The 18,380-nt window shown below is 57.4% G+C and carries 19 protein-coding genes; 9 read left to right on the top strand and 10 right to left on the bottom strand.

Annotation, left to right across the window (positions count from 1 at the left end):
• Nucleotides 1-76 precede the first annotated feature (76 nt).
• Genes AC5S26_RS06320 through AC5S26_RS06330 form a run of 3 tightly spaced genes read left to right on the top strand, consistent with a single transcriptional unit; the run spans nucleotide 77 to nucleotide 4,169 of the window.
• Complete coding sequence (locus AC5S26_RS06320; protein WP_494184002.1) at nucleotides 77-466, top strand: choice-of-anchor Z repeating domain-containing protein; 390 nt, start codon at nucleotides 77-79, stop codon at nucleotides 464-466.
• Nucleotides 463-2,178, top strand: a complete 1,716-nt coding sequence (locus tag AC5S26_RS06325) for a YncE family protein (protein ID WP_494184003.1) — start codon at nucleotides 463-465, stop codon at nucleotides 2,176-2,178. Before AC5S26_RS06320 ends, AC5S26_RS06325 begins: the two co-directional genes overlap by 4 nt.
• A complete protein-coding gene (locus AC5S26_RS06330) occupies nucleotides 2,142-4,169 on the top strand; it encodes a DUF11 domain-containing protein (RefSeq protein ID WP_494184004.1) in 2,028 nt (675 codons plus the stop codon). The genes AC5S26_RS06325 and AC5S26_RS06330 overlap by 37 nt, the downstream gene beginning before the upstream one ends.
• 58 nt (nucleotides 4,170-4,227) lie before the next feature.
• On the opposite strand, the gene mutM is transcribed toward AC5S26_RS06330, so the two are convergent.
• Nucleotides 4,228-5,055: a bifunctional DNA-formamidopyrimidine glycosylase/DNA-(apurinic or apyrimidinic site) lyase gene (gene mutM / locus AC5S26_RS06335; protein ID WP_494184005.1), complete on the bottom strand. Its 828-nt coding sequence runs from the start codon at nucleotides 5,053-5,055 to the stop codon at nucleotides 4,228-4,230.
• Between the two features lie 346 nt (nucleotides 5,056-5,401).
• Between mutM and AC5S26_RS06340 the strand changes: the two genes are divergently transcribed.
• Nucleotides 5,402-6,397, top strand: coding sequence for a YVTN family beta-propeller repeat protein (locus tag AC5S26_RS06340; protein ID WP_494184006.1), 996 nt, complete (start codon nucleotides 5,402-5,404; stop codon nucleotides 6,395-6,397).
• A gap of 192 nt (nucleotides 6,398-6,589) precedes the next feature.
• Here AC5S26_RS06340 and AC5S26_RS06345 read toward each other — a convergent pair whose 3' ends face one another.
• Nucleotides 6,590-8,671 carry a spermidine synthase gene (locus AC5S26_RS06345; RefSeq protein WP_494184007.1) on the bottom strand — a complete coding sequence of 694 codons (2,082 nt, stop codon included), beginning with the start codon at nucleotides 8,669-8,671 and terminating at the stop codon, nucleotides 6,590-6,592.
• A 186-nt stretch (nucleotides 8,672-8,857) separates the two neighbouring features.
• Between AC5S26_RS06345 and AC5S26_RS06350 the strand changes: the two genes are divergently transcribed.
• The 4 genes from AC5S26_RS06350 to AC5S26_RS06365 all read left to right on the top strand — a co-directional run bounded on the left by AC5S26_RS06350 (nucleotide 8,858) and on the right by AC5S26_RS06365 (nucleotide 11,937).
• Nucleotides 8,858-9,418, top strand: a complete 561-nt coding sequence (locus tag AC5S26_RS06350; RefSeq protein WP_494184008.1) for a dihydrofolate reductase family protein — start codon at nucleotides 8,858-8,860, stop codon at nucleotides 9,416-9,418.
• A gap of 237 nt (nucleotides 9,419-9,655) precedes the next feature.
• On the top strand, nucleotides 9,656-10,966 hold the full coding sequence (locus AC5S26_RS06355; RefSeq protein WP_494184009.1) for an adenylosuccinate synthase: 1,311 nt from the start codon (nucleotides 9,656-9,658) through the stop codon (nucleotides 10,964-10,966).
• A gap of 10 nt (nucleotides 10,967-10,976) precedes the next feature.
• Nucleotides 10,977-11,264, top strand: coding sequence for a putative quinol monooxygenase (locus AC5S26_RS06360; RefSeq protein ID WP_494184010.1), 288 nt, complete (start codon nucleotides 10,977-10,979; stop codon nucleotides 11,262-11,264).
• Nucleotides 11,265-11,364: 100 nt separating this feature from the next.
• Nucleotides 11,365-11,937, top strand: coding sequence for a nuclear transport factor 2 family protein (locus tag AC5S26_RS06365; RefSeq protein WP_494184011.1), 573 nt, complete (start codon nucleotides 11,365-11,367; stop codon nucleotides 11,935-11,937).
• Between the two features lie 83 nt (nucleotides 11,938-12,020).
• Here the strand turns inward: AC5S26_RS06365 and AC5S26_RS06370 are convergent, their stop codons facing one another.
• Complete coding sequence (locus AC5S26_RS06370) at nucleotides 12,021-12,314, bottom strand: hypothetical protein (RefSeq protein ID WP_494184012.1); 294 nt, start codon at nucleotides 12,312-12,314, stop codon at nucleotides 12,021-12,023.
• Nucleotides 12,315-12,347: 33 nt separating this feature from the next.
• Nucleotides 12,348-13,007 (bottom strand): HIT family protein, encoded by a 660-nt coding sequence (locus tag AC5S26_RS06375; RefSeq protein ID WP_494184013.1) that lies wholly within the window; start codon nucleotides 13,005-13,007, stop codon nucleotides 12,348-12,350.
• 276 nt (nucleotides 13,008-13,283) lie between these two features.
• Here AC5S26_RS06375 and AC5S26_RS06380 point away from each other — a divergent pair, with 276 nt between their 5' ends.
• Nucleotides 13,284-15,215, top strand: coding sequence for a 30S ribosomal protein S1 (locus AC5S26_RS06380; protein WP_494184014.1), 1,932 nt, complete (start codon nucleotides 13,284-13,286; stop codon nucleotides 15,213-15,215).
• Between the two features lie 99 nt (nucleotides 15,216-15,314).
• Here AC5S26_RS06380 and AC5S26_RS06385 read toward each other — a convergent pair whose 3' ends face one another.
• The 6 genes from AC5S26_RS06385 to infC all read right to left on the bottom strand — a co-directional run bounded on the left by AC5S26_RS06385 (nucleotide 15,315) and on the right by infC (nucleotide 18,296).
• A complete protein-coding gene (locus AC5S26_RS06385; RefSeq protein ID WP_494184015.1) occupies nucleotides 15,315-16,238 on the bottom strand; it encodes a hypothetical protein in 924 nt (307 codons plus the stop codon).
• 91 nt (nucleotides 16,239-16,329) lie between these two features.
• A complete protein-coding gene (locus AC5S26_RS06390; protein ID WP_494184016.1) occupies nucleotides 16,330-16,512 on the bottom strand; it encodes a hypothetical protein in 183 nt (60 codons plus the stop codon).
• Between the two features lie 51 nt (nucleotides 16,513-16,563).
• Nucleotides 16,564-16,746, bottom strand: coding sequence for a hypothetical protein (locus AC5S26_RS06395; protein WP_494184017.1), 183 nt, complete (start codon nucleotides 16,744-16,746; stop codon nucleotides 16,564-16,566).
• Nucleotides 16,747-16,794: 48 nt separating this feature from the next.
• A complete protein-coding gene (locus tag AC5S26_RS06400; protein ID WP_494184017.1) occupies nucleotides 16,795-16,977 on the bottom strand; it encodes a hypothetical protein in 183 nt (60 codons plus the stop codon).
• A gap of 51 nt (nucleotides 16,978-17,028) precedes the next feature.
• Nucleotides 17,029-17,205: a hypothetical protein gene (locus AC5S26_RS06405; RefSeq protein WP_494184018.1), complete on the bottom strand. Its 177-nt coding sequence runs from the start codon at nucleotides 17,203-17,205 to the stop codon at nucleotides 17,029-17,031.
• Between the two features lie 437 nt (nucleotides 17,206-17,642).
• Nucleotides 17,643-18,296: a translation initiation factor IF-3 gene (gene infC / locus AC5S26_RS06410; RefSeq protein WP_494184019.1), complete on the bottom strand. Its 654-nt coding sequence runs from the start codon at nucleotides 18,294-18,296 to the stop codon at nucleotides 17,643-17,645.
• Nucleotides 18,297-18,380 lie beyond the last annotated feature (84 nt).

Below are 18,380 nucleotides of genomic sequence, written 5' to 3' on the forward strand. Positions count from 1 at the left end.
ATGCTAAGTCTACCTGCGGGAGGCTTTGCCTTGTTGTGCGCTTTGCGGAGTTTTGTTTCATTTTTGCGGAGGCACTGTGCGTTGCAGCTTTCTGTCCCTGGTCTTCACGTCGTTTAGTCTTGTGCTTATTGGTTGTGCTGGCAGCAGCGGCGGATCTAAAACCACCACTCCTCCCCCAGTCTCTCCAGCAAACAATCCTGTTCCAACCGTCAATGCCATCTCTCCCGATAACGTGCCTGCAGGATCGCCTGCGCTGACGGTGACGTTTACGGGAGCGGGCTATATCAAGGCCACAACCGCTACGGTGAATGGAGTTGCAGTACAGGCGAACTATGTCAGCGCGACGAGCCTGCAGGCCACGGTTCCCGCGGCTGCGCTTGCCGCCGGACAGGTTGCGGATTTTGTTCTCTCCAATCCAGCTCCGGGTGGCGGTTCCTCGGCAGCGGCAAAGTTTTTTCGATCATGAGCCCCACTCCTGTTGTGAGTGGCGTATCGCCGCGCAACGTTCCGCAGGGTGCAGACGCCATGATCACCGTCAGTGGCAGCGGATTCGAGGCCAACTCGGTGGTGCTCTACAACGGTTCAGCTCGCCCGACGACGTTTGTGAACAGCACGACCCTGCAGGTGGCTTTGACGGCGAATGATGTGAAGGGCTTCGGCACGGGTGAGATCTCGGTCTACAACCCGGGGCCAGGCGGAAGTACTTCCACCCCGACGGAACTAGCGATTGCGGCGTCGACGCCTACGATCCTGAACGTCAATCCTACTTCCTTCGCTCCTAATCCCAACACGAACGTACCCGTCATGATTTACATCTACGGAAGCGGATTTGCGCCGAATGCAACCGTGCAGGCAAACGGGACTCTGCTTCCTGTCAGTTCTCAGAGCGGAACCAACATTACAGCGTCGCTAGCGCCTTCCTTCTTTGCTGCAGCCGGCACGATTCAGCTTGTGGTGAGCAATCCTGGCGCACCGGTGGTGCAGTCGAATGTGGCGACGATTACCGTTGTGGCTCCTACCGCTGCGTTTTCGCTCTCACCTAATTCTGCTCCGGCAGGAAGTCCTGACACGACGATTACGCTCTACGGCAGCGGCTTCACAAAAGATTCGGTTGTGAAGTGGAACGATATCTCTCTTGCGACGACGTTCGCATACTCATACCAGATAACAGCTGTGATTCCGGCATCCCTGATCTCTGGATTCACGCAGGCCAGCATTCAGGTTTCGACCCCTGGAGTAACGACACCTTTACCTGCGCAGCCGTTCACGACCTATCTGCCCTTACCGACGAATGATATTGCCTACAACAAGGCGGATGGACTGATTTACGCTTCAGTCCCGGGCTCGGCTGGAGAAAACCTCGGTAATACCATCGCTGCGATTGATCCCAACTCGGGCGCCATCATAAAGACCATTCCTGTCGGCAGCGAACCGACAAAAATCGCGTTGTCGAGCGACGGCACACAACTCTTTGTCGGCCTTAACGGTGAGGGCGCAGTGCGTCAGGTTAACCTCACAACCGGAACTGCAGGCATACAGTTCAGCCTCGGAGGAGGATCCGGATTTTTCAATGCTCCCTATACCGCGTCGGATCTCGCAGTTATTCCTGGCCAGCCCAATGCGGTCGCTGTTTACAGCAACATTGGCGTTGTAACGATCTATGACTCCGGTGTCGCGCGTCCCAACCCTAGCTCTGGTCTGAATACCTATTTCAACTCAAACGTCGGAAGTCTTGCTTTCGGTAGTTCGGCATCCACTCTTTATCTGAACGCGCAATCGCCGAGTTCAACCCTGTATGGGCTTACCATCGACTCCTCGGGAGTGACGGCATTCAAGAATCTAGGCACAAATGCAAACGCAAATAGTCTTCAGGCGATTCAGTACGACAACAACAGGATCTATGCGGCGAATGGAGTAGTGCTGGATCCGGCTACAGGAAACCAGCTTGGCCAATTTTCCATTGCTTCTTCTTACACGAATACAGGCGTTACGCCTGCGGCCGGACCTATTGTTTCCGATTCTGCGTTAGGAAAGGCGTGGGTGCTTCCTTCCAACGCCTACCCAAGTAACAACACACGAGCCAAATCATCGCCTTTGATGAGACGACTTTCAATCCGATCGGGAGCATCCCAATCACAGGAGTGTCTTCATCAACCTATCCATATCCGTCTGACATGATCCGGTGGGGTCAGAATGGACTAGCCTTCCACACCGCCAACCAGCTCTTTGTCGTGAAGAGCTCGCTTGTGAAGGATCTCTCCTCTTCGCCGGCAAATCTCGCGGTCAGCCTTTCGGGCTCGACTACAGCAACGACGGGAACCGCATCGACCTACACTATTCGCGTGGCGAATCAGGGACAGAACGCTGCCTCGGGTGTCGTTCTGACCACCGTTCTTCCATCCAACGTGATTGGCGGAACTTTCACAGCATCGCAGGGAAGCTGCAGCGGCTCTGGCGTGCTCTACTGCGACTTCGGTGATCTGGCCAACGGCAGCTCGGCGACCCTGACCTTCTCGATGACTCCGACCACAGCGGGAACGCTTTCCCTGACGAGCTACACCAGTTCTGTGACCTTTGATCCAATGTCATCCAACGATCAGGCAAGCGCCTCGATCACAGTTACCGGAAGCGACTTCAATGCTTCTCCCGTGGTGACACAAATTGTGCCGCAAATGATTCCGACGGGAAGCTCAGCGACGGTGCTGACGGTTGACGGGGCGGGATTTGTACCCGGTTCCTCTATTGTCTGGAATGGTCAGGCTATCCCGTCCACTTTCGTCAGCTCCGGTCAGATGACGGCGAGCATCGATTCATCCCTGGTGCAGCAGCTTGGCTGGGCACAGATCTCGGTTCAGACACCTGCTCCCGGAGGCGGCCTCGCTGCCGGCCTGCCGGTGTACATCTACAAGCTGCTGGACGTTCCAGCGAACGTTATCGGCTTCGATCCTTTCACGCGGAAGATCTATGCTGCACTGCCAAGCACATCCTCGGTGATCTCCGGAAATTCCATCCTTCCCATCGATCCCTTCACGGGAAGCATGGGATCTCCGATCCAGGTGGGTAGTGAGCCGAATCTGCTCTCGGAGACCAGCGATGGCAAATATCTCTACGTCGGGCTGAGTGGGGCAAAGAGCATCGGCCGATTCAATCTTCAGAATCAGCCGCTCGATCTAACGGTGCCCATTACCTACACTTCCTCATCCAGCACGACGCCGGCCAACACGGCGGCAAGTGGACTTGCTACGCTTCCAGGATCCGATTCGACTCTCGCGGTCAATATCGGTGGTGTGGGGATCTTCGACATCAGCGGCAACACGGGAACCTTCCGGAGCAAGCTGGCCAATTACACCAACGCTGTCTTTGCGGATGCCACCCACCTTTACACCTACGATTCCGGGTCGACTGCAGCCCAGTTCAATCGCTATACCATCGATGCCAGCGGAACTAATTTTGTAGATGCCACGACGCTCAACGGCCTCGGCGGAAACATCGGCAGAATGACCATCGACGGCGGCCTCGTCTTCGGAGCGGCAGGTGGCATCGTGAACCCCACCACCACGCCGCCTTCCCAAGTAGCGGTTCTGCCGATCAGCATTTCTCCATTTACGACATATAGTGGCGTCATCCCGTACCAGACGCAATTGAAGGCGTTTGTCTATGGAGCGAACGGAAGCAGCACGAATAGCAGCTATCTCCAACGCTTCGATACGAAGCTCTTTACGCTCGATGACAGAATTCAGCTGCCGGCATCCGCAGCGTCTGCGATGATGGGGGTTCGCTTCGGACAGGATGGCCTTGCGTACATTATTCCCGCTCCTACGAATAGCCCAATTACTACGAGCCAGGGAGGCCAGATCCTCCTGTTCAAGGGACCCTTCGTTCTTCCTGGGGAGGCTGTCGCAAACTCGGCTCCGGTGCTGAACAGCCTCAGCCAGACCACGATCTCTGCTGGAAGTGGGAATGTTTATCTCACTGTCACAGGAACGGGCTTCCTTCCCGGTGCGGCTGCTCACTGGAATGGGGCGGAGAGAACGACAACCTATACCGACAACACCCACCTGCAGGTGGCAATTTCTGCGGCCGATCTAGCGACAGCAAAGAGCAACAGCGTTACGGTCCAGAACCCTGGTTCTGGTGATTCCAACGCTCTCTCCGTGCAGGTGCAATAAAAACGCAAAGATCGGAGATCCACTGAAGGGCGGCCCGATGCGGGCCGCCCTTTTGCTGTCACTTTTGGCAGGCGGGGCAGAAGTGGGTGCTTCGGCCTCCCACGACGATGCGCTCGATTGGCGTTGAGCAAGTGCGGCAGGGCTGGCCGGTGCGCGAATAGACGCGGTGGTGGAGCTGGAAGAAGCCTGCGACACCTTCGGCGTCTACGTAATCAGAGACGGAGGAGCCGCCGAGTTTGATGGCGTGCTTCAACACTTTGATGAGGGCGGCGCGGAGGCGGGTGAGCTCGTCGCGGGTGAGGCGTCCGGCCTGGCGGCGCGGACGTACGCCGGCGTGGAAGAGAGCCTCGTCGGCGTAGATGTTGCCCACACCATGGAGGAGAGACTGGTTAAGGAGCGCGGCCTTGATGGGTGTCTTGCGGTTACGGAAGAGCGTGATGAAGTCTTCGAGCGAAATGGTCAGAGGCTCACGCCCTGGGCCGGTGTAGGCGTCAGTGGATACGGAGAGACGGCCGAAGCGGCGCGGATCGACGAAGCGAAGCTCTTTGCCTCCGCTCAACGAGAGGATGGCATGGGTATGGGGCGGCACCTCAGTTTCAGGGGAGGAGACGAGGAGGCGGCCGGTCATTCCCAGGTGGATCAGAAATTGCGCGGGAATGTCTGCCGCTGGCTTTTTTCGAGAGGAGCGGGCTATGTCGGCCACGATGGTCTTCCCGACGCGGTGAACGCGTTCGATGCGGGAGCCGGTGAGGATGTCCGCGATCTCGGCGGGGGAAGACTTGAATGTCTGGGGTTTGTTGCTGGTCCAGACCGAGAGAACGGTTTGTCCGTGGACGCGCTGGTGGACGCCGTTGGCGACGGTTTCGACTTCAGGAAGCTCGGGCATGGCGTGGCTTTAAGTATAGGGGTGGTGGGCGGCAGCCGGAGATTCGGGTGACTCGTCATAAAGGAACGGTTTCGGCGCGCTGAAGATCTGTGGCGGTGCGGAAGAAATACAGGGTTTCCTCGGCTTGGCTCAGAATGACGACTTATGTTCGCTTCGGTCGGAATACGGCTCACATTCGCTTCGCTCGGAATGGCGACTTATAAAAGAGATCGGCTCAAGGGGGTGTTTCCGTACCAGCATTCCTTGCTCCTCCTCCTGCTACCTTGCCCTTTTGTTCCACATTTTTCCTATTGTCTGAGTTTTAGGCTGACGGTTGAGCGAGGTTCTCTCTATACTTGCGTTCGCTATGAAAAGACGAAATATCTGGGGTGTTGTAGTGTGCGGCGCGGCGATTTGCGCGTCGACTGTGGTGGCGAAGTCGGAGACGCTGCTGGTCGCGAATCAGAAGGACTCCAGCCTGTCGTTGATCGATACGGCTTCGGCCAAACTGGTGGCGACGATTCCTGTGGGAGGCGTTACCGGCCATGAGCTTGCGGTCTCGCCGGATGGGAAGACGGCCTATGTTCCGATCTATGGGAATGCGGGTGTGGGGCGTGCGGGAACGGATGGCAGCGAGATGTCGGTGATTGATCTCGGCAGCCGCAAGATTGTGGGTAAGGTCGACTTCGGACACGGGGTGAGGCCGCACTGCGCGATCTATGACAAAAACAGCGGCATGCTGTATGTCACGACGGAGCTCGACAAGAGCGTCAGCATCATCGATCCGAAGACGCTGAAGATCGTGGGCTCGGTTCCAACGGGGCAGGAGCAGTCGCACATGCTGGTGTTGTCAAAAGATGGCAAGCGAGGGTATACGGCGAATGTCGGGCCGGGCACTGTCTCTGTGCTGGACATGGCGGGGAAGAAGACGATTGCGGTGATCCCGATCTCGGGGAACACGCAGCGGATCTCGATCTCGCGCGATGGCAGCATGGTGTTCACGGCGGACCAGAAGAAGCCGCAGCTTGCTGTGATCGATACCTCGACGAATAAGGTGAAGTCCTGGGTTCCGCTGCCGTCGGCGGGATATGGGACGGCGACCACTCCGGATGGGCGGTGGCTGCTGGTAGCGCTGCGGGGCTCGAAGCAGGTATCCGTGGTCAACCTCAAGACGCTGAAGGCGGAGAAGACGATTGACGTGGCCGATGGTCCGTCGGAGATCCTGGTCAGTCCGGATGGAAAGAAGGCTTATGTGGCTTGCAACTTCTCCAACCAGGTCTCGGTGATCGATCTTGCGGACTGGAAGGTTGAGAAGAACATCGATGCCGGAAAGTTTGCGGACGGCCTGGCGATGACGAGGTGAAGGACAGGGATGGCGTGGCTCAGATTCCCGCGCCACGCCATCCCTCGTTCAGACCTGGAGCAAAGCGAAGGATTCCCGTATTTGCCTGAGGAGCTCGTATCAGCAAAGACGAAATACAGGGATTCCCGTTCGGCTACGCTCAGGGCAGGCTCTCGGCTTCGCTCAGAATGACGATTGTTCTGTAGGAATGCCCTAGCGCTCCTGAGTCTGAAGGATGGGCAGGAGGCTCGAGTAATCATCGGTCCAGAGCCGAAGCCCGGGTTTTAGAGGAATGCGGTCGGAGAGTGAGACGATCTCCTCCTGGGTAAAGAAGGTGGGATCGGCGGTCATGAGGACCCACTCGGCGCGGAACTCGCCGCGGGCATCACTGGAGCCGGTGATGACGTGCCGGGCCTGAAGGTGCGCGGCGTTCGCGAGGAGGCCGAGCTCCGGGGCGAGGTCGAGGTACTGGTTGGAGACGTGAAAGGCCAGGATGCCGTTGGGAGCCATGTGGCGGAGGTAGAGCTGGAGCGCCTCGATGGTGAGCAGGTGCAGCGGGATGGCGTCGCCGGAGAAAGCGTCAATGGCGAGCACGTCGAAGCGTTGGGGCGAGCCTTCCGCCAGCTCGGTGCTGAGCGAGGTGCGGGCGTCACCGGGCACGACAGTGATGGTTGCGGATGAGTCCCGGATGTAGGTGAACAGATTGCGAGCGATGGGCTCGACCTTCGGGTTGATCTCGTAGAAGCGGATGCGGTCGCCGTGTCCGCCATAGGCGGCGATGGTTCCAGCTCCCAGGCCTACGACGCCTATGTTTCTGGGGTGAATGTCTGCGCCGCGGTTACAGCAGAAGCGGAGCGCCAATCCGATGCCAGAGTCGGTGGCGTAGTACGTGGTGGGGATATGGCTGAATCCGGGGTCGAAGATCTGCATGCCATGCTGAATGACTCCGTGGAGCAGGGTCCGCATGGGGACGTGTACGACGGGTGCGTCGGTTTGCGTGACTCGGAGAGTGCCATAGAAATTACGCACCAGAACCAGAGACTGCTGCGCATAGGTGCGGTGTAGAGCGAGAGAGAGCGCGAAGAGCAGAACGCTCGCCGTGGTCCAGAGCAGGCGCTGGGCCCATCCATCGCGCCAGGTCGCGGCGAGTGCGAGCAGGGCGGTAGCGAAGAAGGCGAGGGCCAGATCGTAGTTGGCGGAGAAGAGCAGAGGGAAGGCGATTCCGACGAGGAAGGTTCCGGTGGCTCCCCCGGCAGCGATCAGGAGATAGAAGAGTGTGGCCTCAGAGGCGCGTTGCGGGCGCAGGGCGTAGGTCTCTCCATGACAGAAGAGACAGGCGACGAGGCACTCGAACAGGAAGAAGAGGATGGTGAGGGTGATGGGAAGGGTGAAGTCGGTCTTTGAGAGCGCATAGCCGAGGCTGGCCAGCATGACAACCAAAACACGCACCACGAGGGCGCGGCGATAGAGGGCGGGACGGTCGAAGGCGAGGATAAAGGTCATCAGGTAGACCGCGAGAGGCAGTACCCAGAGCAGGGGGATGGCCGCGATGTTGCTGGTGAGGTGCGCGGTGACCGCGCTGAGCTGCATGGCTGCGGCCATAGGAAGAAGGAACCACAGCCAGCGATGAACACGAGGAGAGGCGGGAGCGTCATCGGGCGGTGCAGCGGCAACGGGCCCGGACGGGGTCTGTCTATGGAGGACGGCCACGGAAAGAACTACAAAGAGAACGAAGCCCGTAGCCCAGAGTGCGCGCTGGAGTCTGAGCGTTAGGTAAGGCTCGACCAGGGTCGGATAGGCCAGCAGCGCGAGCAGAGAGCCGATGTTCGAGAGGGCGAAGAGGCGGAACCAGATCGGGGCGGGCTGGCCTGAGGCATCGGCTTCCTGGCGGGAGAGCCAGAACTGCAGAAGAGGGCTGGTAGAGGCAAGCAGCAGGAACGGCAGACCGATGGTGCGGGTGAGGCTCCAGAAAATAGTGGCGACCGGATGAGCTGAGCTGCTGAGACCGGGGCCGAAGACGATACCCAACACAAGAGCGAGAGAGGCGAAAGCAAGCATCGCCAGGTGACCGCGTCGTTGGTAGCGGCTGCCTTTCCCGCTCTGGCTGGTAAGCCAGTGAGCATAAAAATAGCCGAACAGGAGAGTCGTCTGGAAGAAGACAAGGCAGGTGAGCCAGACGGCCGAGGATCCTCCGAGGACCGGGAGAATTTGTTTGGCCGCGAGCGGCTCGATGAGAAAGAGGAGGAAGGCCGAGAGGAAGGCAGTGGTTCCGTAGAGAAGTCGCGTGGAGGGCATGTGTGAAGTGGAGAAAGGATACGCGAGTGATGGAGAGTTGTGCTGGTTACGGGAGAGAAGGGCGTTCGAGCTTCACTCGATAGCCAATGTAGGAGCAAAAAGGCTGCGCCGAAGATGGGTATTCCGGCAAAAGATATCTGAAAGCGAGTTGTTAGACTTAAGCCGTCTTCAAGCTGGAGGTGCGTTGTGAAGCTCTCGGTTTTTTGCGGAGTGAGTGTCGATGGCTTTCTCGCCCGATCGAACGATGCACTGGATTTCCTGGGTGCTGGCGAGCAGGAACCGCATGGGTTTAAAGAATTCTATGACGGCATAGACGTCGTTGTGATCGGCCGCAAAACCTTTGAAGTGGTGCTCAGCCTTGGCGGTTGGTTTTATGGCAAGAAGCAGGTCATCGTGCTCAGCAGCCGTCCGCTCGATTTTTCGGCGGTTCAAGGTGCGGTGATCGAGCAGATGTCGGGCGAACCGGCGGAGATTGCCAGACTGCTCAAGGCACGCGGCTTCAAACATGCTTATATTGACGGCGGCATCACCATTCAACGATTCCTGGTGGCTGGGCTCATCGACCGGATGGTGATCACACGCGTGCCAGTGCTGATTGGTGAGGGCATTCCGTTGTTTGGCCAGATCCCGCGCGATATCAGGCTTCGTCATGTCGCGACCATCTGCTATGACGGAGGTTTGGTACAGAGCGAATACGAGGTTTGCCTTGTGCAGTCCGATTCTGAAGAGACAGCGCCTGCTCTTTAGGTGAAGGTTGAAGGAGGTTGTTGAAGGTTTGCCTGGAGCGTCTGCGGCGCAGGCGAATACAGGGATTCCGCGGCTGCGCTCGGAATGGCGGTTCGTTGGAGGGGATTGGGAGCGGACACGGTATGATGGGAGAGGCGCGTCTTCGTTCGGAGCCATCTGGTCTTGTGCGCCGTTCGGACAACCATCCCCCTTGGGGCCAGCCAACAAAGAACCATTCTTTTGGAGAAGATATCCGTCGTGAGTCAACCGAGATCTGCGGTCATTTTGGGCGCCCAGTGGGGCGATGAGGGCAAGGGAAAGATTGTGGACGTGCTGTCGGAGAGGTTCTCCGTGGTGGCGCGCTATGCGGGTGGCCATAACGCCGGACACACGGTCATCATCGGAGGCAGGAAGTTCGTGCTGCAGCTGATTCCTTGCGGCGTGCTCCGACCGGAGTGCAAGGGCGTGATCGGCAACGGCGTGGTCTTCGATCCGGCGGCGTTTCTGGGCGAGGTCAAGAAGCTGAAGGAAGCCGGTCTGCCGGTGGAGAGGCAGCTCTTTGTCTCCAATCGCGCGCAGGTGATTCTGCCCTATCACCGCATGATCGAACTGGCGGCTGAGACTGCTCCAGGACGCACGAAGATCGGGACCACACGACGTGGCATCGGTCCGGCGTATGAGGACAAGGTTCATCGCAACGGCCTGCGGATCGTCGATCTGCTGAATCCGGCGCTGCTGCGGACCCATATAAAGAATGCCTGCGATGAGAAAAATACAATTGCGCATGCGCTCTTTGGGACTGAGCCGCTGGACCCGAAGGAGATGTACGAGGATTATGCGCGGATGGCTGAGCAGGTCGCCCCGTTCGTTACAGATACTGCGGTTCTGCTCAACGAAGAGCTGGATCGAGGCGGGAATGTGATGTTTGAAGGAGCGCAGGGAGCGCTGCTGGACATCGATCACGGAACCTACCCCTTTGTGACCTCGTCCTCTTCGACCGCGGGGGGAGCCGTGACTGGAACGGGGGTTGCTCCGACGAGGATCGATACGGTGATCGGCGTGACCAAGGCTTATGTGACTCGTGTGGGCGAAGGCCCATTCCCGACGGAGATTCACGATGCTTCGGGCGAGCTGCTGCGGGCGCGTGGCCAGGAGTACGGCGCAGTAACGGGACGCCCGCGGCGCTGCGGCTGGCTCGACCTGCCACTGCTGCGGTACAGCAACATGATCAACGGAACCGAGTGGCTGGTAGTGACCAAGATGGACGTGATGGACGCCTGCGAGGAGATTCCTGTGTGCACCCATTACAAGGTCGATGGAAAGGTGACGGATGTCATTCCTGCGGATATGCGCGGTTTCGACTCCATTGAGCCGGTTTACACGACTTTGAAGGGCTGGAAGGAGTCGACCGAGGGGATCACGGAATGGGAGAAGCTGCCGACGCTGGCCAAGGAGTATCTCCGCTTTCTCGAAAAAGAGTCGAAGGCCAAGATTGGAATGGTTTCAACGGGGCCGGATCGTGATCAGACGATTACTCTGCCCGATTTTGACGCGGCACTGAAAGGCTAAGGGGCGAACGATGATCAGTTTCACAGTGCGGATGCGATTTGAGCCGGGCGACCATGATGAGATCGCCGGAATTCTTCGTAAGTTGACGGAGGCGTCGCGACAGGAGTCGGGATGCGTGAGTTATGTTCCGCATTTTGTGGAGGGAGATCCGGCGACAGTGGTGATCTATGAGCAGTATGCCGATGATGCTGCCCTGGACTATCACCGCAATGCGCCACACTTTCAGCAATATGCGGTGGGTGGCCTGTACCAGAAGATGCTGGAGCGCCAGTTGGAGAACCTGACAGCAGTTTGCTGAGGGAGTGGGAACGGCGTGATCGAACGCCTGGGCTCCAGAGGCTGCGGCGAAAAGTTCTTTTGACTCCGAAGAGCGTATCGGTCTACTATCCGGTACGCTCATGGTTCGCTTGGAACAAATTCGGAATGGTTCAACCTCTTCCACGGTCGTGATGGCAGTGGTTCTGCTGACCTGTTTTATCGCATGTGCCCATGCGCAGCAGGAACAGAAGCATCAGAAAAAGCACGATACCCGAAAGCAGGTCGAGGCACTCGAAGAGAAGTGGCGGACGGCACAGCTGTCAGGCGATATTGTAACGATGGACCACATGCTCTCCGATGACTTCATCGGGATTTCGATGTCGGGACAGGTGAATACGAAGGCCCAGCAGCTGGACCGGATGCGGAGTCATAAGCTGGTTATCACCCGGATTGAGCTGAACGATATGAAGGTGAAGCTGGTGGATTCTGTGGCGATTGTGACCTGTCAGGCCGAGGTCGAGGGTACGAGCGAAGGAATGTCAGTGAAAGGGACCTATCGTTACACCCGCATTTATCGGCAGCTGTCTTCGGGGGAGTGGAAGATCACGAGTTTTGAGGCGACCCGGATCCGGCCGACGAAGTCAGCCGGGGAAAAGCATGAGGGGCCGGGGCCGGCCGCGCAGGCGATGACTTTGGAGCCGCGATTCGGCTAAAAGAGTTGGATCCGATACAAAAAACCCTGCCGTTGGCAGGGTTTTTTTGAAAGATGTAAATCGCGAATGGCGCGGGGAAAGTTCTAAGCAATCTTGTCGATGCCGGTTTTGATCGTAGACGCGGTGACAGATTCTGTGACAACTGGAAGGTTCAAAGCGAGGAGTCTGCGGAAGAGGGAGCGCGTCTCGCCGGTAAGGCGGGCATCTTCGGATTCGTGGGGAAAGAGAGGAAGAGTGCGTTTCGCGCCCGGTGCAGCTTGCCTGATGCCATTTCCTACAAAATAGAGGCGCGATTCGGGGGAACGTGTTGCGTTCAGCGGTGGCGGTGAAGCCGCGGGCCGGACGGATGAGGGGGGGATTTTTGGCAGAATGTTCATAAGAGCCTCGGGGACGGCAGAAAATTCCCGATTCTACAGGGAATCTTCTTTTTTCGATGTCCGCACGGGACGCGGCGTTGCATCGTTTCCGAAGGCTTCACGCAATCTCTTCCAGGTGATGTCAAGAGCCTCGGGAAGGACGCGAGTCTCAGCCGTGACTGTCATGAAATTGGTATCGCCAATCCAGCGTGGGAGCACGTGCATGTGGATGTGTCCGGCGATACCGGCCCCTGCGGCCTCCCCGAGGTTCATCCCGAGATTGATGCCGTCTGGCCTGTAGGTTGTTCGTAGGGCGCGTTCGGAGGTCTGCGCGAGATCGATGATCTCGCGGGCAGCATCGGGCGGAGCAGCGGCGAGGGAGTCGATGTGGAGGTAAGGCAGGATAAGCACATGGCCCGTGGCGTACGGATAGGCATTGAGGCAAACGAAGCAGTGCGTGCCTCGATGCACGAGATGTGAGGCGCGCTCGGCAGTCTCCTCCGGCATGCCATGAGCGATAGCGTAATCCGTGGCAGCGACCATGTTGCAGAAGACACAGTGTTTGTCCTCGGCAGCGGGCCAAGCGGAGAGCTCGGGCGCAACTCCTGTACGGGCCTGGGGATCACTGCGGGTGATGTACGCATAACGCCAGGGAGTCCAGAGATGATCCATATGTGTGCCGAGTATAGCGGCAGCAGGAAAGAAATCGACCAACGCGCGGGATGTCCCGCCAATTTGACATTGTTGTAAAAGGCTCGTAACTACAGCCGTGCTCGGTTGACGTATGCAGGACGAGGTTCTATCCTTAAATACGAGCCTCTGCGTGTGGGACCCAAGTGCAGCCGCTCCTTCTAGCAAGATGCAAAATTCGTTCCTGCCTGCGCGCTCGATCAGGAATGGAAGTTCAGTCCCCAAAGGTTGGCTGAACATTCCCGAGAGAAAGTCGCCCGCGATGGAACGGACGCTTGGGTCCCGGAGTCCGCAATCATCATGGTAGATAACCATCATTCCGATCCAACCGAGAGCAAACCCCTGACCACCGAACTGGAAGTCCTAGCGCCTGAAGCGACAGCCGGGAACAACGAGCTGTCTTCTGAATCCACCCCTAACCAGCAGCATGAGACCGCTCAAAGCGAGCCTGTCGAGCATCCAGTAGCAGTCGCTACAGAGATCGAGACGGCCGAGGAGCATGAGCCCGACTACGACTCCGCCGACTTTGCTGAGGCGTTGGCAAACTTCGACCGCGAACAAGCGGCCGAGTCTGCTGCCGCGCAGAGCCTGACCGCCGAAGAGGTGATTGTCACCGGCACAGTCGTGAAAATTACGGACAAGCATGTTGTTGTCGATATCGGGCTCAAGTCTGAAGGTCTCATTCCGCTGGACCAGGTGCTGGATATCAACGGCGCTCCCAAGTTCCAGCCTGGCGACCAGGTAGAAGTAGTCGTAGAACGCGAAGAGACCGAGGGCGGTTATCTGGTGAGCTACGAGAAGGCCCTGCGCCACAAGGTGTGGGACAAGCTCGAGGCTGCCGCCAACGATAAGGTCCCTGTCAAGGGAATGGTGCTGAGCCGCGTAAAGGGCGGCCTGACCGTCGATATCGGCATCAAGGCCTTTCTGCCCGGATCGCAGGTCGAGATTCGCCCGGTGCGCAATCTTGATGGCTATATCGGCACGGAGATCGAAGTCCGCGTCATCAAGCTGAACAAAAAGCGCGGAAATGTGGTCATCAGCCGCAAAGAGCTGCTCGAAGAGGAGCAGAACGAGAAGAAGTCGGTAACGCTGGCCACGCTCGAAGAGGGCACCATTCTCACCGGAACCGTGAAGAACCTGACCGACTATGGTGCGTTCGTCGACCTGGGCGGCCTGGACGGCCTGCTTCATATCACCGATATGAGCTGGGGCCGTTTGACTCATCCCCGGGACCTGGTCAACGTCGGTGACGAGATCCAGGTGAAGGTGCTGAAGTTCGACAAGGACAAGCAGCGCGTTTCGCTTGGCTTCAAGCAACTGACGCCCGATCCATGGCTGGACGCGACGGAGCGCTACCCGATCGGGGCGCAGGTCCGCGGCCGCGTTCTTTCGGTCACCGACTACGGCGCGTTCGTCGAGTTGGAGCAGGGCATCGAAGGCCTGGTCCATGTCTCGGAGATGACCTGGTCCAAGCGCATGAAGCACCCCTCGAAGCTGGTGAAGCCGGGCGATGAGGTGGACACGATCATCCTGAGCGTCAACCCGAACGACCGCCGCATCTCGCTGGGCATGAAGCAGCTCCAGGAGAATCCGTGGGAGCAGCTCGAGGACAAGTACCCGACGGGTGCTGTGATCGAGGGCCGCGTTCGCAACCTGACCGACTTTGGCGCCTTCATCGAGATCGAAGACGGCATCGATGGTCTGGTCCATGTCTCGAACCTGAGCTGGACGAAGCGCATCAAGCATCCTTCGGAGGTTTTGAAGAAGGGTGAGAAGGTGAAGGCTGTCGTTCTCGGTGTAGAGCCTGAGAATCGTCGGCTGTCACTCGGCGTCAAGCAGCTTCAGCCCGATGTCTGGGATACGTTCTTTGCTCAGCACCGCGTTGGCGATGTCATCAAGGGTAAGGTTCTGCGCACCGCGCAGTTCGGCGCCTTCGTTGAGATTGCCGAGGGTGTCGAGGGGCTATGCCACGTCTCCGAGGCTGTGGATGAGCATAATGTTCCCGTCAAGCTTGAGGTAGGCGACGAGCATGAGTTCCGAATTGTGAAGATGAATCAGGACGAGAAGAAGGTCGGCCTGAGCATCCGCGCAGTTGGGGAAGAGGCGAGCCGCGCTGAGGTGGAGAGCTACAAGGAGCGCGATCATAAGGGTTCCTCCTCTTCGTCCTCCTCATCAAGCGGAACGACTCTGGGTGACCTGATCAACTGGAAGCGTTCGGAGTTTGGCGAGTAGGTTTCACGCAGAACAGCAATGAGAAAGGCCGCCCGTTGGGCGGCCTTTCTGTTGTCTCTCACTCAGTAGCCTGTGTTCCTTCCAGAGGAACACAGAAATTTACGCTGGGATTGAGTGCATGATTGCAGGAGCGGAAGAAGGAGCCGATTCCACCAGTTCTGGAAGCATCTTGGAAGAGGCACGTCGCATGACTTCCAGCTCCGCAGGAGCGAAGAGTTCGGGCGGAATGCCACCGACTGCCACAAAGCCTGGCTCGTCGCCGAGCGCCATCGAGATCTGATTCCAGCGAAGGAACGGCGAGGTGGTCGGAAGAACGATGAGACGACGCTTCGGCTCTGGGAAGGCAAAGTAGGTCGACCATACAACGAGTGTCAGGCAGATCGTGAGCCCGCTGATGGTATTCACCGTTGAGTACATCAGTGAGCTATGTGATAGCCATGCAGAACGTACAAGTTCTGTGGTCGCGAGAAAGCCTAGTCCGAAGCTGACACCGAAGATTCTGCTGCGATAAGACAAACCCATCGGGACGATGGCGAAGCAGACGAAAAGTAAAAGGCACAGAGTCAGAATGCTGGAGGTCTGCTGGAGTTGCGTTACCATCGCAACCATAAACTTCAGGCCGTTAAGATGAGGGGTAAACGCAACACCGATTGATACGGCAATGGAGATCGCTGCAACCCACCGGAAGACAAGCATGCCCAAGGTTTGCAGGCCTTTTAAAGGCGTCATTGCAAGCTTGAAGATACTGTAGATAACGAGGAGCGACAGAATTGCCTCTAGAGCATAACTTAGCCAGTAAGTATAAAAATAAAGCTGATATGCCAGATGCTTTTCAATAGCGTGCTGCGGCGCAAAGTAGAGAACGGGCAAGCAGATTGCGGAAGAGATAATCTTCACGCTGAGCAAGGCGGCGAGGAAGATAAAATTTTTAGCTTCCCTGCTTCGCAGCAGCAGTATGAGCACCATCGCGCAGAGGATAGGCTCGAGATAAGAAAGCAGGCTAACAAACGCGTCTTGAGTCATCGTTACGTCCCCGAAAAGACTCTATCAGCGTAGCTCATCTCAAAGCGCGATACAACAAGCTTAATTGACTAAAGTGCAATTTTTTGCGATATTACCGGCCTCTGGTGATTCCGCAGGCGTTCGGATCGTCGGGAGCGCACATCGGGGTGGGGAGAGCGCTGTTGCGAGCGACGGTGACCTTGGCGCTGGTGGTGGAGGCGGAGGAGACCTGGGTGGAAGCGAAAGCACCGGTGATGGCGAGGGCGGCTACGGCGGTACGAACGATGAGTTTCATGGATTTATCCCTTTTCAAATAAGTGAGTTAGATGTCTATCGAGCGGCGTTTTTAGCGACCTCTGGTAATTCCGCAGGCATTCGGATCGTCGGGAGCGCACATCGGAGTAGGGAGAGCGCTGTTGCGAGCGACGGTGGCCTTGGCGCTGGTAGTGGAGGCGGAGGAGATCTGAGTCGAGGCGAAAGCACCGGTGATGACGAGGGCGGCTACGGCGGTACGAACGATGAGTTTCATGGATTTATCCCTTTTCAAATAAGTGAGTTAGATGTATCGAGTGGCGTTTTAGCGACCTCTGGTAATTCCGCAGGCATTCGGATCGTCGGGAGCGCACATTGGGGTGGGGAGAGCGCTGTTGCGAGCGACGGTGGCCTTGGCGCTGGTAGTGGAGGCGGAGGAGATCTGGGTGGAAGCGAAAGCACCGGTGATGACGAGGGCGGCTACGGCAGTACGAACGATGAGTTTCATGGATTTATCCCTTTGCAAATAAATGGTTTAGATGTTTATCGAACGGTGTGTTTACCGGCCTCTGGTGATTCCGCAGGCGTTCGGATCGTCGGGAGGGCACATCGGAGTGGGGAGAGCGCTGTTGCGAGCGACGGTGACCTGGGCGGTGGAGGCGGAGGAGATCTGGGTGGAGGCGAAAGCACCGGTGATAACGAGGGCGGCTACGGCAGTACGAATAAGAAGCTTCATGTGAAGTACCTCAGAAAATTTGACTAGCTTTACAGAAGATTTCGCTGGACAGATCAGCTGAAGTAAACATATGATGGGCTCGTATATAAGTCCAATAGAATGAGGTATATATACGGATATCTATTGACTTGAGTTACTGACGTAACAGATTCTTCTCAAGATGGCAAGGGGAAGGGTGTGCAACTTTTCGGCAATTCTTGCAGATGTGCCCGGCCGAATCTGTTTAGTAACAGATAACCATTTTGTTTCTAATTACTTAATTAAAGTCCCAACGATCGGAAAGGCCACCAGAATGAGTGGATTCTGGGCGCAACTGCATATTCTCGACAAACGAGAGATGCTGTTTCTACGAGGTAGGGGATTTTTGAGCGAAAGAAGGGGGCCGCCGGTGAAGAGAACGCGGTGTAACCCTGCAAATACGGATTACACCGTGAAAATCAAGCCTGTGCGGCGGTAGGTGCAATGGGGGATGTTTCAGCCTTAGCTGGCGCTGGCGCAACCTTTTTGGGAGCCGGTTCGCTCTTCTTGGAGGGAGCGAGGATTGCGTGGAGCGTCGTGCCCTCCATACGGGGCATGAATTCGACGATGCCTGCTTCCCCGATATCCGTGATGAGACGGTTAATGATCTTATAACCAAGGTCCCGATGCGCCATCTGGCGGCCTTTGAACCGCAGAGAAGCTTTCACCTTGTCGCCTTCCGTCAGGAAGCGCACAGCCTGGTTTTTCTTTGTCTGATAGTCATGCTCGTCGACGGTCACAGAGAACTTGACCTCTTTGATGATGATGACTTTCTGCTTTTTGCGGGCAGCGCGATCGCTCTTGTCCTTCTCGTAGAGGAACTTGCCGTAATCCTGGATCTTGCAGACGGGGGGGACAGCATTGGGTGAGATCTCTACCAGGTCGAGCGACCGCTCGCGGGCCATTTTAAGAGCTTCGAAGGGGACCATAACGCCGAGCTGCTCGCCGTTCTCGTCGATGACGCGGACTTCGCGGGCGCGAATACGTTCGTTGGTGCGGATGAAAGACTTGGCGGAGCGTTTATCGATCGGTGGAATAGGTCGCCTCCACAGCAGGCCACGAAGGCTTGCCATGCGTATCTGTTATTGGGTTCGCGGGCGGTAAATTAAAGCGCCGCACGTTGAAGTATAGCACTCCTTATGATGCGGAATGGCGGC

Source organism: Edaphobacter sp. FHG110511_03, from assembly GCF_059115365.1.

Coding starts and splice junctions, on each gene's coding strand:
- AC5S26_RS06340 (WP_494184006.1), top strand. CDS start 5,402: ATGAAAAGACGAAATATCTGGGGTGTTGTAGTGTGCGGCGCGGCGATT.
- AC5S26_RS06400 (WP_494184017.1), bottom strand. CDS start 16,977: ATGAAACTCATCGTTCGTACTGCCGTAGCCGCCCTCGTCATCACCGGT.
- AC5S26_RS06370 (WP_494184012.1), bottom strand. CDS start 12,314: ATGAACATTCTGCCAAAAATCCCCCCCTCATCCGTCCGGCCCGCGGCT.
- mutM (WP_494184005.1), bottom strand. CDS start 5,055: ATGCCCGAGCTTCCTGAAGTCGAAACCGTCGCCAACGGCGTCCACCAG.
- AC5S26_RS06380 (WP_494184014.1), top strand. CDS start 13,284: ATGGTAGATAACCATCATTCCGATCCAACCGAGAGCAAACCCCTGACC.
- AC5S26_RS06360 (WP_494184010.1), top strand. CDS start 10,977: ATGATCAGTTTCACAGTGCGGATGCGATTTGAGCCGGGCGACCATGAT.
- AC5S26_RS06395 (WP_494184017.1), bottom strand. CDS start 16,746: ATGAAACTCATCGTTCGTACCGCCGTAGCCGCCCTCGTCATCACCGGT.
- infC (WP_494184019.1), bottom strand. CDS start 18,296: ATGGCAAGCCTTCGTGGCCTGCTGTGGAGGCGACCTATTCCACCGATC.
- AC5S26_RS06365 (WP_494184011.1), top strand. CDS start 11,365: ATGGTTCGCTTGGAACAAATTCGGAATGGTTCAACCTCTTCCACGGTC.
- AC5S26_RS06385 (WP_494184015.1), bottom strand. CDS start 16,238: ATGACTCAAGACGCGTTTGTTAGCCTGCTTTCTTATCTCGAGCCTATC.
- AC5S26_RS06325 (WP_494184003.1), top strand. CDS start 463: ATGAGCCCCACTCCTGTTGTGAGTGGCGTATCGCCGCGCAACGTTCCG.
- AC5S26_RS06405 (WP_494184018.1), bottom strand. CDS start 17,205: ATGAAGCTTCTTATTCGTACTGCCGTAGCCGCCCTCGTTATCACCGGT.
- AC5S26_RS06345 (WP_494184007.1), bottom strand. CDS start 8,671: ATGCCCTCCACGCGACTTCTCTACGGAACCACTGCCTTCCTCTCGGCC.
- AC5S26_RS06390 (WP_494184016.1), bottom strand. CDS start 16,512: ATGAAACTCATCGTTCGTACCGCCGTAGCCGCCCTCGCCATCACCGGT.